The organism is Bartonella florencae (assembly GCF_000312525.1).
Taxonomy (GTDB): Bacteria; Pseudomonadota; Alphaproteobacteria; order Rhizobiales; family Rhizobiaceae; genus Bartonella; species Bartonella florencae.
Genome location: NZ_HE997451.1, coordinates 402,178 through 416,907 on the forward strand (window position 1 = coordinate 402,178; position 14,730 = coordinate 416,907).

Here is a 14,730-nt window from a genome sequence, read left to right on the forward strand (position 1 = left end):
GCTCTTTGCCATTTGAGCTCTCCATTTTCCATCCAAATAAAGGACTAAGTTAAAATTAATGACTTAAAAAATCACGCGTATTTCTTCTGAATCTCCAAAGCTACAGCCGAAGGGACAGGCTCATAATGATCAAATTGCATTGTATACTGCGCACGCCCCTGACTCATCGAACGAAGAGTATTCACATAACCAAACATATTCGCCAAAGGAACCATTGCATTCACAACTGTAGCAATACCACGCGCCTCAGTTCCTGAAATTTGACCACGACGCGAATTTAGATCACCAATGACATCACCAACATAATCTTCTGGAGTCACAACCTCCACCTTCATAATAGGCTCAAGAAGCTGTGCACCAGCCTTCTTTGCTCCATCACGAAAAGCTGCACGAGCGGCAATCTCAAAAGCCAACACGGAAGAATCAACATCGTGATAACCACCATCGATAAGGGTAGCCTTTACACCAAGCATAGGGAACCCTGCAAGAGGACCGGAACCCATAACACTCTCAATCCCCTTCTGAACGCCAGGAATATATTCCTTGGGAACAGCACCACCAACAACTTTCGACTCAAAAACGAAATCATCACCATCATGAGGCTCAAAAATAATTTTTACACGAGCGAACTGTCCAGCACCACCAGATTGCTTTTTATGCGTATAATCAATTTCCGCCATTTTGGTAATTGACTCACGGTAAGCAACTTGAGGCTGCCCAATATTTGCCTCAACCTTAAACTCACGCCGCATACGATCAACAATGATATCAAGATGAAGCTCGCCCATTCCAGCTATAATGGTCTGACCAGACTCTTCATCAGATTTCACGCGAAATGAAGGATCTTCAGCAGCCAAACGATTAAGTGCAATACCCATTTTTTCCTGGTCTGCCTTTGTCTTTGGCTCAATCGCAATCTCAATAACAGGCTCAGGAAAATCCATCCGCTCCAAAATAATTGGCTTTAACGGATCACAAAGAGTATCGCCCGTTGTCGTCTCCTTAAGCCCCGCAAGAGCAACAATATCACCGGCAAAGGCTTCTTCAATATCTTCACGAGAATTTGAGTGCATTTGCAACATGCGCCCCAAACGCTCTTTCTTTCTTTTTACAGTATTTTCAAGAGAAACACCCTTCTGAACCTTACCAGAATAAACACGACAAAAAGTCAAAGATCCAACAAAAGGATCATTCATAATTTTAAAAGCAAGCATAGAAAGCGGTGCATCATCCGAAGATTCACGTACTGCTTCAGACTCAGTTTTCACATCAACACCCTTAATCGCCGGAATATCAACCGGAGAAGGGAGATAAGAAACAACAGCATCCAAAAGCGGCTGCACACCCTTATTTTTAAAAGCCGTACCACAAAGAACCGGATGAAATTGAACCTCTATCGTTCCCTTACGAATAAGAGCAACAAGCTGCTCATCGGTTGGCATAACACCTTCCAAATAAGCCTCTGTTGCAGCTTCATCAACCTCAACCGCCATCTCAATGAGTTTTTCACGATACTCTTCCGCCTTTTCTTTCAAATCGGAAGGAATTTCACTCTCCACCGCCGCAGCACCAATGGAACCATCCCACTTCAACGCCTTCATTTCAACAAGATCGACAACACCTTCAAAATCATTCTCAGCGCCAATAGGCAACTGCAAAACAAGCGCCTTAGCCCCCAATCGCGAACCAACCATTTCTACACTACGATAGAAATCAGCACCTATCTTGTCCATCTTATTAACAAAAACCATGCGCGGTACACGATACTTCTCAGCCTGCCGCCAGACAGTTTCCGTCTGAGGCTCCACACCAGCATTAGCATCTAGCAACGCTATCGCTCCATCAAGAACACGCAAAGAACGCTCAACCTCAATGGTAAAATCAACGTGACCTGGCGTATCAATGATATTAAAGCGCCGCTTGCGACCATCACGCCCTTCCCAAAAAGTCGTTGTCGCAGCAGATGTAATCGTAATACCACGTTCTTGTTCTTGCTCCATCCAATCCATTGTAGAAGCACCGTCATGGGTTTCACCAATTTTATGATTCTTACCCGTATAGAACAAAATACGCTCAGTCATAGTGGTCTTACCAGCGTCAATATGCGCCATAATACCAAAATTACGATAATCTTCAATTTTATATTCGCGAGCCATTATACTTGCCTTAAGTTTTAAATACGCCTACCAGCGATAATGCGAGAACGCACGATTAGCCTCAGCCATACGGTGAACATCCTCACGCTTCTTTACTGCAGAACCACGATTATTGGCCGCATCCATCAACTCACCAGAAAGACGATCAATCATTGTTGTCTCATTACGCCCACGCGCTGCCGTAATCAACCAACGAATAGCAAGAGCCTGACGACGATCAGGACGCACATCAATCGGAACCTGATAAGTAGCACCACCAACACGACGGGAACGAACCTCAATATGAGGAGCAACATTCTCTAACGCCTGATGAAACAAAGCTACAGGATCTGTTTTCACCTTCTTTTCCACAACATCAAGCGCACCATAAACAATACGCTCAGCAACTGACTTTTTACCATCAAACATAATGGCATTCATAAACTTCGTAACAACCAAATCACCAAATTTAGGATCTGGATTAATTTCACGCTTTTCTGCTCTATGGCGACGGGACATCGGCTTTGTCTCTCAATAATTATTTTGGACGCTTTGCGCCATACTTTGAACGACGCTGTTTACGATTCTTGACACCCTGCGTATCAAGCAAACCACGAATAATGTGATAACGAACCCCCGGCAAATCCTTCACACGACCACCTCGAATCACAACAACGGAGTGCTCTTGAAGGTTATGCCCCTCTCCAGGAATATAACCAATCACCTCAAATCCATTTGTCAAACGGACTTTAGCAACTTTTCGAAGCGCAGAATTTGGCTTCTTCGGTGTCGTCGTATACACACGCGTACAAACACCACGTTTCTGGGGATTCGACTGAAGAGCAGGAACCTTATTGCGCTTAACAGGCACAACACGTGGCTTTCGAATCAACTGGTTTACGGTAGGCATGCAACCTTCCTCTTTGTTTCAATCTATATTTTTACCCATTTGGGTTTTTTCTATTTTCATCTTTTCCGATAAAATCGGAGCAAACACCCAAAACCTACACACAAAATCGGGCATGACTGCAACAAACAGCTCACCCGACTACAAGCAGAGAAGGCAACGGCCTTTTGCGTTAGTATTTGCTTTTAATCTTTAAAACCTGTTTAAATGACTTTTGGATAAATCCAAAACCGTTCATCACTCTCACACCGTTCATGAGCTTCTAATAGCGAGAACATATGCATTCGTCAAGAACTAAACATCAGAAAGTTTTTAAAAATGAAAATAAATTAAATTTTAAGATTTCAAATTTGGCTTTTATAGGAATTATTGGTAAGGAAATCCTCATAGCAATATCGCTCTCTATAAATAAAGGATAACGACTATAGGTATAGATAAAACACTTAAACGAAGCACTTTAACCAATTGCACAGGTGTTATTTAAGGTGAACACTATGAAAATAGTAACATGGAATATTGCTGGAATAAAAGCACGACATGAAACATTATATCAATGGCTACAAAAAAACCAACCCGATATAGTCTGTTTACAAGAAGTAAAAAGCACTGATGAAAATTTTCCACGTAGTGCAATTGAAGGATTAGGCTATCACATAGAAACGCATGGACAAAAAAGTTTTAATGGTGTTGCGATTCTTTCTAAAAAAACGCCTGATGAAGTTATCCGACGATTACCTGGTAATGATAATGATGAACAAACACGTTATATTGAAGCTATTTATTCAACAAATAAAGGCGTTATTCGTGTTGCCTCACTTTATCTGCCAAATGGAAATCCTGTAAAAAGCGAAAAATATCCTTATAAAATAGAATGGATGGAGAGATTATATGCCCATACAAAATCATTGCTTTCCTATGAAGAACCTCTTGTCTTAGCTGGTGATTATAATGTCATACCTACCCCTCTGGATGCAAAGAATCCTCAAGAGTGGGATCATGATGCCTTATTTCTCCCCCAAACAAGACAAGCATTTCAGCGCATTCTTCATTTAGGCCTTTATGACGCTATTCGTAATGTTACAGATACCCCCTCATTCAGCTTCTGGGATTTTCAAGCTGGTGCATGGCAAAAAAATAACGGGATTCGTATTGATCACTTACTCTTATCACCAGAAGCTGTCGATCAACTTATTTGCGCTTATAGCCAAATAGAGGTAAGAGGATATCAAAAACCATCGGATCATACTCCTGTTTGGGCTCACTTTAACTTCAGTTAAGAAAGAAAATACTTAAATTTTATTAAAATAAAAAAATATCCCACCTAGAATATAAATATGCTACACGATTCACAAAACAATATATCTTAAGTAATAAAAAAGCGAGAAATCGTATTTGAATGGAGGACCTAATGAAAAAATCACTATTAATGTTTATTGCAGCAATAACCCTTGGGCTAACAAATATTGCCTATGCTGAGAATGATACACTTGAAAAAATAAAAAGAACGGGAGAAATCACCTTAGGTGTCCGTGAATCATCAGGTTTAGCCTATGCCCTTGGTAATGACAAATATGTAGGTTTCCACACAGAAATGGCAGAGCGTATTATTGACGATATTTCAAAAAAAATTGGTAAGCCAATCAAAATTCATTATCTCCCCATCACCTCACAAAATAGAATTCCTTTATTGAAAAATAGTACTTATGATTTTGAGTGTGGCTCAACAACAAATAATGTTGCCCGTAGTAAAGAAGCTGCATTTGCTTATACCACTTATGTAGAAGAAGTCCGAATTGCCGTAAAGAAAAACTCTAACATTAAATCTCTTGCCGATTTAAATGGCAAAACAGTGGCTACTACCACCGGTACAACGTCTGTTCAGCTTATTCGTAAAAATAAACGCGCCAAAAACATTCACTTTAATGTTGTGAAAGGTAAAGATCACGGAGACAGTTTCTTATTATTAGAATCTGGTCGCGCAGATGCATTTGTTATGGATGCTTCGATTATTGCTGGGCATATCGCCAAATCGAAGAATCCATCCGATTACGTTATCCTTGATGCCGTACTTTCAGTCGAACCCATCGCTTGTATGCTGCGATTAGATGACAAAAACCTTGAACAAGCCATCAACGATAGTATCGTGCGCCAAATCAAGGACGAATCACTTGAAAAGCTTTATGATAAATGGTTTATGAAACCAACTCCCCCTGCCAATACTATTATTAATCTTCCCTTATCTAAAGCAACAAAATATGCTTGGGAACATCCAAATAATAAGCCTCGCGAAGACTACACAAAAGGTAATTTGTAGAGTTTTAAAAAATAACCACACTCTTTGAAAATTGAGTGTGGTTCTGTTTTAGTTCGTTTTTTAATAATTTATTATATGTAAATACGAACGATTTATTTTTCTGTTTTAAAGATAACGAAATTTAGGAAATATCAATTAATGGACTTTTCTTTCCTTTGTACAGATGATCTTAATCAAACATTTGTGGCTGGATGTCTGGGAACTCCCGGTGTGAGTCATACCTATTTAGATACACTACTTGATGGCTTTAAAAATACAATTATATTATCCTTCTCTTCATTGATCTTAGCGATATTTTTTGGCATCATTATAGGGACAATGCGCACTCTCCCCAGCACTTCCATGATCCGTCGCTTATTGCGAGTTATTGGAGGAATATGGGTAGAAATCATGCGTAACATTCCTTTGCTTGTACAAATATTTTTATGGTACTTTGTTGTACCTAAAATTTATCCACCAGTGATGAACTTTTCACCTATTCTTTTAATAACATGTGCCTTAGGATTTTTTACATCCGCTCGTATTGCAGAACAGGTTCGCTCAGGTATTGAGGCGATTCCTTCTGGGCAGCGTTACGCAGCTATGGCAATGGGATTTACCACCTATCAAGTTTACCGCTATATCGTATTACCCCGTGCTATACGTACAATCATGCCCCCACTTACTTCAGAAGCAATGGGAATTGTAAAAAATTCATCTGTAGCATTTGCTGTTTCAATAAATGAATTGATGCAATTTCAATATCAAACGATTGAAGAAGTAAGTCATGTTTATGAAAACTATCTGATCATCACGATTCTTTATATTCTTATAGCTTTATTTGTATTTATCATTATGACGATAATTGAACAAATGCTCAAAATTCCCAATTTTCAAACAAAGGAACATTGAATATGATAAATTTCATAACTTCCCAGTTTGGATTTTCTTCTCCTTTCAATTTTTCAGATTTTGATTTTTCGTTTTTTACTTTTGATATATTCTACTCTTATATTCTATCAGGTTTACTTTTTAGTGTTTTCCTAACCCTCTTTGCAACGATATTAGGACTTATTTTTGGCACACTCTTAGCAATAATGCGGGTCTCTTCTATAAGTCTGCTTTCTTGGCTTGCAATAATTTACATAACGGCCATGCGTTCGATACCACTTGTTATGGTTATCTTATGGTTTTTTGTGCTTTTACCTTTCCTAACAGGAACATCAATCGGTGCAAATAAATCAGCACTCATTACCTTTACTGCATTTGAAACCGCTTATTTTGCTGAAATTATGCGTGCCGGTATAAATTCTGTTTCACAAGGGCAAAAACACGCAGGACAAGCCCTTGGGATGACATATTGGCAAAATATGTACATTGTCATTCTTCCTCAAGCCTTCAGAGACATGCTGCCAGTTTTTTTAACACAAGTTATTATTCTCTTTCAGGATACAACACTTGTTTATGCAATTAGTGGCAATAGCCTCTTGAATGGTTTTGATATTGTTGCTAACAACTTTGGCGTGAAGCAAGAAGCTTATGTGTTAGCAGCTATTTTCTATTTTGTGATCTGTTTTACACTGTCGCAGATAGTCTTGTATCTACAGAAAAAAATATCTATTATCCGCTAACAGGAAAAAAAATGTCTACGCATATGATCGAAATAAAAAATGTTTCTAATTGGTATGGTGAAATTAACGTTCTTAAAGATTGCACAACCAGTATAAACAAAGGGGAAGTTGTTGTAGTTTGTGGACCATCAGGCTCAGGAAAATCAACCCTGATTAAAACAATTAATGCTCTTGTTCCTTTTCAAAAAGGTGAAATCTGGATTGATGGAACACCGGTTCATTCAAAAAAAACGAATCTGCCTAAATTGCGCAGCCATGTAGGAATGGTATTTCAACACTTTGAGCTTTTCCCACATTTATCCGTCACGGAAAATTTAACAATTGCACAAATTAAAGTCTTAAAGCGCAGCAAAAAAGAAGCGCTCGAGCGTGGTTTGTTGTATCTTGAGCGTGTTGGACTCATCGAACATAAAAATAAATATCCGGGACAACTTTCTGGGGGACAACAACAACGTGTTGCTATTGCCCGCGCCTTAACCATGGATCCACTCGTTATGCTCTTTGATGAACCAACATCTGCTCTAGATCCTGAAATGGTAGGTGAAGTGTTAGATGTTATGATCAGCTTAGCAGAGGAAGGTATGACAATGATGTGTGTAACGCATGAAATGGGGTTCGCCCAAAAAGTATCCGAACGTGTTATTTTTATGGATCAAGGAAAAATTCTTGAAGACTGTTCATCTAAAGAGTTCTTTTCTAATCCGCAATCCAGAACACCACGTGCACAAGACTTTTTGTCCAAAATCCTTAACCATTAATCATCATATTACAAAAAAAATCTATTTTTATAGCACCTAGACATAAGAATTGAAGCTCTGTTCTTGAATCACTTAAAAAACGCTATAGAAAAAGATCCCCAAAATTATTATTTTATAATATTAGGAAGTAGAGATATTGCAACACATCTTTTAGATTCATTGCAAATGTCGGAAATGTATTCTTTAGGACCAATCCAATTTCTGTCTTTCACCTTCACTTTTTATAGGCTACAATTAGCATGGTTGTACCGCCAATGATTTCTCCTTCCTAAACTAGTATATTTCCAAATATTTTTTGGGTGGAAGAATTTCCTTTTCTTGCTAAAAGCTAAAATTACCATACTACTTTTGTACAAGTCTTTTTCTCTTCTGCATTTAAAAATGTTATTTGTTGCATATACTGCGGTTTTGGAAGATCATTATTCACACCGTACAAAGATGAGCAGTCTTTCCCATAATTTAAAGCCCATTCATTATCAAAAAATCTCCCCTTTGTTTTAGTTTCATTGTGGGAGCTATCAGAATTTTTTTAATATGGATCTTAAATTTTTTTCGGTAAGCAAAACAAGAATATGAAATATTCACAAAAGAAACAGAATAAAAATAGCAATCACGCCAATCGTTCTAAAGCAACAGATATTTTCTTTTGTGCAGCACGCAATTCCATAACCCTATTACGCTCAGCCTCAATAATTTCCGATCTTGCATTTGCTATAAATTTAGGATTGTCTAACTTAATTGATATTTTTTCAATATCCTGTTCGATTTTGTGAACATCTTTCATTAAACGAGCACGTTCAGCCTGCAAATCAATCAATTGTCCCAACGGTAAACAAAGAATTGCCTCTCCAAAAATCATTTGTGCCGAGGTAGCTGGAACTTTATCAGAAAAATCAATTATTTCAATACGTGCTAATTTTTTAAGCAGAGCATCATAACGTTGCACACGCTTTTGCGTCAATTCTCCCCCCTCTACAATAACAAGGGGTGCGAACGTAGCAGCTGGAACGTTCATTTCAAAACGCACAGAACGAATCTCACTAACAACATCAATAAGCCAATTAATATCAGCAGCGGCTTCTTCATCTACAAACATCTCTTTTGGCCATGATACCAATGCCAACATATCTTTACGCTTCATACTTGGAGTTTCTGTAAGAGCCCACAACTCCTCTGTCATATGAGGCATAAAAGGGTGAAGAAGCTTATAAACTTCATCCAAAACCCAAGCAGTACACGCCTGAGCCTCACTTTTAGCATCCTCATTGGAGCCTTGAAATACCGGTTTAAGAAGTTCAAGATACCAATCACATAATGTATTCCAAATAAAGCGATAAAGTGCGCTAGCAGACTCATTAAACTTATAGTTTTCAATACCAGTGGTCACTGCTGAAACAGTTTTAGAGAGCTCTGTTAAAATCCAACGATTAAGCGCAAGTTTTGCTTTCTCAGGTCTAAAGGTTGGATCATGCTTAACACCGTTCATCTGCGCAAATCGGGTAGCATTCCACAATTTAGTAGCAAAATTACGATAACCTGCAATACGGGAAGGATCAAGTTTAACATCACGCCCCTGGGCTGCCATAATAGCCAAAGTAAAACGAAGAGCATCTGCACTATATTGATCAATGAGTTCCAATGGATCAATGATATTCCCCTTCGATTTTGACATTTTTGCCCCCTTCTGATCTCGAACGAGAGCATGCACATAGACCGTTGGAAAAGGAACCTCACCCAAAAAGTGCAGTCCCATCATCATCATACGCGCAACCCAGAAAAAGATAATATCAAACCCTGTTACCGATAGAGATGTTGGATAAAATGTTGCTAATTCAGTTGTTTTATTTGGCCAGCCTAATGTTGAAAAAGGCCAAAGAGCAGATGAAAACCATGTATCTAAAACATCTTGATCACGAATTAATTCGACCACTTCACCATAATGAGAAAAAGCTGAAGCGAAAGCTTCTTCTTCAGTTCTTTCAACAAAAACCTTGCCATCAGGGCCATACCAAGCCGGTATCTGATGCCCCCACCATAATTGACGCGAAATGCACCAAGGTTGAATATTTTTCATCCAATTGAAATAGGTTTTCTTCCAATTATCAGGAACAAATTGCGTTTTTCCTTGATGAACAGCCTCTATCGCTGGCTTTGCTAATTCAGCAGCATGAACATACCATTGATCTGTCAGGAATGGTTCAATAGGCACCCCACTGCGATCACCATGAGGAACCGTGTGTGGATGATCATCGACTGCTGCTAGATATCCTCTCTCTTCCATTAAAGCAACAATCCGATTTCGCGCAATAAAACGATCCGATTGATTTAAGTTTTCCACCAACTGCTCTAATTCGTCAGATAAAGTTAAACCATCAAAGAATGCTTCATTCTCGCGGAGAGAAACCTCCGCTGTTTTGGTAAAAATATTGATTAAGCGCAGTTGGTGGCGTTGTCCTACTTCAAAATCGTTAAAGTCATGTGCAGGTGTAATTTTAACAGCACCACTGCCTGCCTCTGGATCTGCATAAGCATCACCAACAATCAATAACCTACGACCAACAAGCGGCAAAAGCGCATGTTGACCTATAAGATTTTTATAACGATCATCTTCGGGATTAACCGCAATTCCGGTATCACCAAGCATTGTCTCTGGCCGTGTTGTTGCCACTGTTATAAAAGTTGTCGCATCATTTGGGTTAAAAACTTTACCTTCAAGCGGATATCTAAAATGCCACAAATAGCCTTTGACTTCTTTTTGTTCAACTTCAAGATCTGAAATAGCCGTTAACAATTTAGGATCCCAATTAACAAGGCGTTTATCCTTATATATCAATCCTTCCTTATAAAGCGTGACAAAAACTTCACGAACAGCTTGAGACAAACCTTCATCCATTGTGAACCGTTCACGCGACCAATCACATGAAACACCAAGACGGCGTAGTTGATTGGCAATAACTCCTCCAGTTTTGTGACGCCACTCCCAAATACGCTCAACAAATTTTTCTCTACCCATTTCTTGACGGGTTGGTTCTCCATGCTCTGCAAGTTGACGCTCAACAACCATTTGCGTAGCAATCCCTGCATGATCCATACCAGGTTGCCATAAGACATTTTTACCGCGCATACGCTGGAATCTGACCACAATATCCTGAATTGTTGTATTCAGTGCATGTCCCATATGAAGTGAGCCTGTAACATTGGGAGGTGGAAGCATCACGCAAAAAGGCTCCGCATCACTTTTTGACTCTACTCCCGCTTCAAAAGCACCACGAGCCTCCCATCTCTTTGCAACCCGTCGCTCTATAGAAGCAGCATCATAGTTTTTTTCTAACATTTTACTCACCCATAACGCCGCTGAAAAATGCAATATATGCTCTCAAATGTGATCATATTATCTACAAGCTTCACTGACTTATATTGCGCCTGCAAAGCTGCAAGAGCTCTCATAAAATAAAATGGAAATCACAAAAATAATAAGAAAATAAACAATTAAGACGACTTCTTAATTGCCTTAACAATCTCTTCACGTAAAATATTCTCAAGCAAAACAGGCAATTTACTCTGTAACCATTCTGCTATAGCCGGACGCAAGACATCTTTTGCAATCTTCTCAGCAGAAGAAATACAATACTCAGATAATTCGACATGACCAGCTGCCACATTTTCTAACGGTGTGACCTGTGCCTCATCACCATATACTTTTGTTTTATGAACAGAGCGCTGCTCTTCAGAAGAAAACTTTACCTTTTGCATATCCACGCCAACCGCATTATTTTCTGTTTCTATATTCTCTTTCTCTTGCGTTAAAGAAAAATTTTGGTTTTCAGAAGAAAGGCCGATACGATCAGCCAAAGCTTTCATTGCATCATCAACCGATAAAGTTGTGTCATAAACACCCTCCGATGCCACTGCTACACGATCTGTAGAAGCATTCATTGCAACACCGTCATTTAAAAAGTGTTCAGGTTGAACCGTATTTTCTTCAATTATTTCACGAATAGATGTCAAAATTTCATCCATACTCGGCTCACGTAATACGCTTGAACTCTGTACCATACTTTAAAACCTTTCAAAGACGCAACAACAAACAGAATCACATTTTATAGTGTAAGCAAAAGAATCATAAGATCAACATGTCTCCTTTTATATTTTCAAAAGCAATGCTCACGAAGAGGATACTACACACAACTTTCTTTGACTTAATAAACCACTCTTGTCCCCACCTTCCCAAATCTAGTTTTACATGATCTTTTAAAAATCAAATTTATTGCAGATTAAAAAGCGCTTTCTACGAATTATTGAACATATTGAATGATTTTTAGCCCTAAATAATCTGCAGTCAACTTACCAATAGAAGATTGTACGCTATAACCAGCAACGATAGCATTACGTTCTGCTGTCGCAAGTGCAATTTGAGCATTAATTAACTGGGTTCGAGAATTTAAAACATCTAATGTTGTTGCTTGCCCCACACGATTTTCTTGAACACGCCCTTTAAGAGCAATCTCGGCAGCACGCACACTCTCACGATAAGCAATAACAGATGCACGTGCACCCTCTAACTGAAACCAAGCAGAAGTAAGAGCCTGTCTTATATTACTATAAGCTAAATCAAGCTGAAGGTGAGCTTGCCCAAGTTGTTCCCGAGATTGACGAATCTGAGCAGAAGTGCGCCCTCCTTCAAAAATTGGCACACTAAGCGATATTGCTATTGATTTAGAAACTCCATCTTCCCCAGCTCCAGTATAAATCCGATTATAAGATGCGGTTGCAGAAAGATCAATTTTAGGAAGTAATGTTCCCTCTTTTGCCTTTACATTGTAAAGGCTAGCATCAACCAAATGTTTGGCATAAAGAATTGCAGGATGCATTGCAACGCTCATTTGATAAGCAGCATCAAGATTGACCGGCAAATTGTTTGCCACGGGAGGACGTATTAATTTTTCAGGATCAGAACCTATAACTTGTCGATAAACTGCCTCTGCTGATTTTACATCAGCACGTGCAAGACTTAGTTCTGAAAGAGCAACAGAACGCGCAGCCTGTGCTTGAGAAAGATCAACACGTCCTCCCTCTCCTACATCAAACTTTGCTTTATTCGAACGAACTTGCTCTTCAAGAGCGGCTAAATTTTCTCTACGAAGATCAGCAATACGGCGTGCTTGATAGACATTCGCATAGGCTGTGACAGTATCGAGAAATGTATTTTGCTCAACATTGCGAAGATATTCACGTTGTGCCTGCAGCTTAACCTGTGCTGAAGAAAATATATTTTGTGTGACAAAACCATCAAATAATCTTTGATTTAACCTTATCCCTAAAGATCCAGAAGTCGTATAAGGACCCACCATGAGCTTACTCCGCCCATAGCTTCCAACCCCTTCAATTTGTGGAAAAAAACCAGAGCGTGCAATAACCACATCATCACTTGATATACGCACAGCAGCACGCTCACTATTTAACTTAGCATTGTGCATATAAGCTTTAGCAAAAGCATCCATCAGAGTTTCAGCACAAACCGACCCTGAGAGTAAAATACTGAAAATCAGCAACGCACACACATGAATTTTTTTGTTTATTTTAAATACAACACACACAACACAAACCCCAAACTCATTAAAACTATCTTTTATTTACAAACAAAACAAACACTAAAATATGAAATCAGGTGTTTTTAAAAAACCGGTAAGAGGTTTTACAGCAAGATTAAAAGCACGACGCGCCGCAATAATTCCATCCTCTTTCACATAGATCCGTGCCACACCAGAATTGCCACATCCTTCAACCACGACAAGACGCCCACCATCTTTCATTTGATCAAAGAGAATCTCTGGAACAAAATCAACAGCCCCCTCGATAAAAACCAGATCATAAGGCCCCCCAACGGCATATCCTTTCTCTAAAGCTCCATGAATGACCACCACATTGTCACACTGAAGACGCTTTAAAGTTTCAGTAGCTTGCGTTGAGAGAGCTTTATGACTTTCTAATGCAATCACAGTCCCTGCAAGTCTTGAAAGTAATGCTGCACAATAACCACTATTGGCACCAACATCTAAAACAACATCCGATGATTTCACAGCAGCAAGCTGTAGCAATTTTGCCAAAGAAGCGGGCCCCATCGAATAGCAGTCAGGAAATCCATTTTGCGTTGAATATACAACAATATCGGTATCAACATAACTCAAAGCTTTCATATCTTCTGATACAAAATCTTCACGTGGTACCGTTAAAAATGCCTCAAGAACTGATAAATCCGTTACATCTACTGTACGAATTTGATTGTCAACCATTTTGCGGCGAAGCTCTGCAAAATCTGCAACCATCACGACTCTTTTCTCCCACACACATAAGAACTATAATAAAATGGCAATAATGAGAATTTAAAATATCTTACTGTGGGTGTTACAAAAAAGCACACTATAGTCAACAATTAGATTCTATTCGCACCACTTTTCATGATAAAGCGTTTCATCCTAAAAGGAAGCTTTTTATCTCCACATATTATCCTTAAAAAGCCGTTCTGCTTTTAACCGGCTACCCCGCTGGAGGCCTCGCCCGGAATCGAACCGGGATACAAGGATTTGCAGTCCTCTGCGTAACCATTCCGCCACGAGGCCTCATTAAATATACAAGTGTCAATAAGGGAAGGCGATGCATCCGTCAAGAGAGAGAAATCTTCTCTGTTCTTTTTTCCTCTTGTTCTACAATTTATAACATTTTTTTCAAAAAAAGGTAATTTTATCCTTTGCAAATCAGTATTGCTTTGCTATAGCCCTTCCAGTTAAGTAATTGAGCATCGTGTTCCCCGGTAGCTCAGCGGTAGAGCAACCGGCTGTTAACCGGTTGGTCGCTGGTTCGAATCCGGCCCGGGGAGCCATTTTTTATCCTATATAACCTATTGTTTTACTAGAATTTTTTTGCTATGAGCCATGCCCGAATAAAAGTAAGGGAATAGGGTTTTCTAGTCTAAATCATCTATTAAAGTGCGTTTTTTTGTCAATTT

At 39.1% G+C, this 14,730-nt stretch carries 12 protein-coding genes and 2 tRNA genes; 6 read left to right on the top strand and 8 right to left on the bottom strand.

The genetic code is table 11. The features are described 5' to 3' along the window. Positions 1-71 precede the first annotated feature (71 nt). Genes fusA through rpsL form a run of 3 tightly spaced genes read right to left on the bottom strand, consistent with a single transcriptional unit; the run spans position 72 to position 3,045 of the window. Positions 72-2,156 carry an elongation factor G gene (fusA, locus tag BN202_RS01870; protein ID WP_019218823.1) on the bottom strand — a complete coding sequence of 695 codons (2,085 nt, stop codon included), beginning with the start codon at positions 2,154-2,156 and terminating at the stop codon, positions 72-74. A gap of 27 nt (positions 2,157-2,183) precedes the next feature. Next, a complete protein-coding gene (gene rpsG / locus BN202_RS01875) occupies positions 2,184-2,654 on the bottom strand; it encodes a 30S ribosomal protein S7 (protein ID WP_019218824.1) in 471 nt (156 codons plus the stop codon). 19 nt (positions 2,655-2,673) lie between these two features. Next, positions 2,674-3,045: a 30S ribosomal protein S12 gene (gene rpsL, locus BN202_RS01880; RefSeq protein ID WP_019218825.1), complete on the bottom strand. Its 372-nt coding sequence runs from the start codon at positions 3,043-3,045 to the stop codon at positions 2,674-2,676. Positions 3,046-3,536: 491 nt separating this feature from the next. Between rpsL and xth the strand changes: the two genes are divergently transcribed. The 5 genes from xth to BN202_RS01905 all read left to right on the top strand — a co-directional run bounded on the left by xth (position 3,537) and on the right by BN202_RS01905 (position 7,724). Continuing rightward, positions 3,537-4,319, top strand: a complete 783-nt coding sequence (gene xth, locus BN202_RS01885; protein ID WP_019218826.1) for an exodeoxyribonuclease III — start codon at positions 3,537-3,539, stop codon at positions 4,317-4,319. A gap of 131 nt (positions 4,320-4,450) precedes the next feature. Then, a complete protein-coding gene (locus BN202_RS01890) occupies positions 4,451-5,356 on the top strand; it encodes a transporter substrate-binding domain-containing protein (protein ID WP_019218827.1) in 906 nt (301 codons plus the stop codon). A 138-nt stretch (positions 5,357-5,494) separates the two neighbouring features. Continuing rightward, positions 5,495-6,247, top strand: coding sequence for an amino acid ABC transporter permease (locus BN202_RS01895; RefSeq protein ID WP_019218828.1), 753 nt, complete (start codon positions 5,495-5,497; stop codon positions 6,245-6,247). 2 nt (positions 6,248-6,249) lie between these two features. Continuing rightward, positions 6,250-6,966, top strand: coding sequence for an amino acid ABC transporter permease (locus BN202_RS01900; protein WP_019218829.1), 717 nt, complete (start codon positions 6,250-6,252; stop codon positions 6,964-6,966). 11 nt (positions 6,967-6,977) lie between these two features. Beyond that, positions 6,978-7,724, top strand: coding sequence for an amino acid ABC transporter ATP-binding protein (locus BN202_RS01905; RefSeq protein WP_019218830.1), 747 nt, complete (start codon positions 6,978-6,980; stop codon positions 7,722-7,724). A 610-nt stretch (positions 7,725-8,334) separates the two neighbouring features. Here BN202_RS01905 and BN202_RS01910 read toward each other — a convergent pair. From BN202_RS01910 to BN202_RS01930, 5 genes are all read right to left on the bottom strand, one after another. After that, positions 8,335-11,058, bottom strand: coding sequence for a valine--tRNA ligase (locus BN202_RS01910; RefSeq protein WP_019218831.1), 2,724 nt, complete (start codon positions 11,056-11,058; stop codon positions 8,335-8,337). A gap of 155 nt (positions 11,059-11,213) precedes the next feature. After that, a complete protein-coding gene (locus BN202_RS01915; RefSeq protein WP_019218832.1) occupies positions 11,214-11,780 on the bottom strand; it encodes a DUF2497 domain-containing protein in 567 nt (188 codons plus the stop codon). 239 nt (positions 11,781-12,019) lie between these two features. Then, complete coding sequence (locus BN202_RS01920) at positions 12,020-13,321, bottom strand: TolC family outer membrane protein (RefSeq protein WP_019218833.1); 1,302 nt, start codon at positions 13,319-13,321, stop codon at positions 12,020-12,022. A gap of 54 nt (positions 13,322-13,375) precedes the next feature. Then, entirely contained in the window at positions 13,376-14,050 is a 675-nt protein-coding gene (locus tag BN202_RS01925) for a protein-L-isoaspartate O-methyltransferase family protein (protein WP_019218834.1), read from the bottom strand. A gap of 220 nt (positions 14,051-14,270) precedes the next feature. Further along, positions 14,271-14,344: transfer RNA gene (locus tag BN202_RS01930), tRNA-Cys, on the bottom strand. Between the two features lie 185 nt (positions 14,345-14,529). Between BN202_RS01930 and BN202_RS01935 the strand changes: the two genes are divergently transcribed. Next, a tRNA-Asn gene (locus tag BN202_RS01935) sits at positions 14,530-14,604 on the top strand. Positions 14,605-14,730 lie beyond the last annotated feature (126 nt).

Excerpts from the sequence above, each read along its gene's own strand:
- BN202_RS01915 (WP_019218832.1), bottom strand. The coding sequence starts at position 11,780 with ATGGTACAGAGTTCAAGCGTATTACGTGAGCCGAGTATGGATGAAATT.
- fusA (WP_019218823.1), bottom strand. The coding sequence starts at position 2,156 with ATGGCTCGCGAATATAAAATTGAAGATTATCGTAATTTTGGTATTATG.
- rpsG (WP_019218824.1), bottom strand. The coding sequence starts at position 2,654 with ATGTCCCGTCGCCATAGAGCAGAAAAGCGTGAAATTAATCCAGATCCT.
- BN202_RS01910 (WP_019218831.1), bottom strand. The coding sequence starts at position 11,058 with ATGTTAGAAAAAAACTATGATGCTGCTTCTATAGAGCGACGGGTTGCA.
- xth (WP_019218826.1), top strand. The coding sequence starts at position 3,537 with ATGAAAATAGTAACATGGAATATTGCTGGAATAAAAGCACGACATGAA.
- BN202_RS01905 (WP_019218830.1), top strand. The coding sequence starts at position 6,978 with ATGTCTACGCATATGATCGAAATAAAAAATGTTTCTAATTGGTATGGT.
- rpsL (WP_019218825.1), bottom strand. The coding sequence starts at position 3,045 with ATGCCTACCGTAAACCAGTTGATTCGAAAGCCACGTGTTGTGCCTGTT.
- BN202_RS01925 (WP_019218834.1), bottom strand. The coding sequence starts at position 14,050 with ATGGTTGCAGATTTTGCAGAGCTTCGCCGCAAAATGGTTGACAATCAA.
- BN202_RS01895 (WP_019218828.1), top strand. The coding sequence starts at position 5,495 with ATGGACTTTTCTTTCCTTTGTACAGATGATCTTAATCAAACATTTGTG.
- BN202_RS01900 (WP_019218829.1), top strand. The coding sequence starts at position 6,250 with ATGATAAATTTCATAACTTCCCAGTTTGGATTTTCTTCTCCTTTCAAT.
- BN202_RS01890 (WP_019218827.1), top strand. The coding sequence starts at position 4,451 with ATGAAAAAATCACTATTAATGTTTATTGCAGCAATAACCCTTGGGCTA.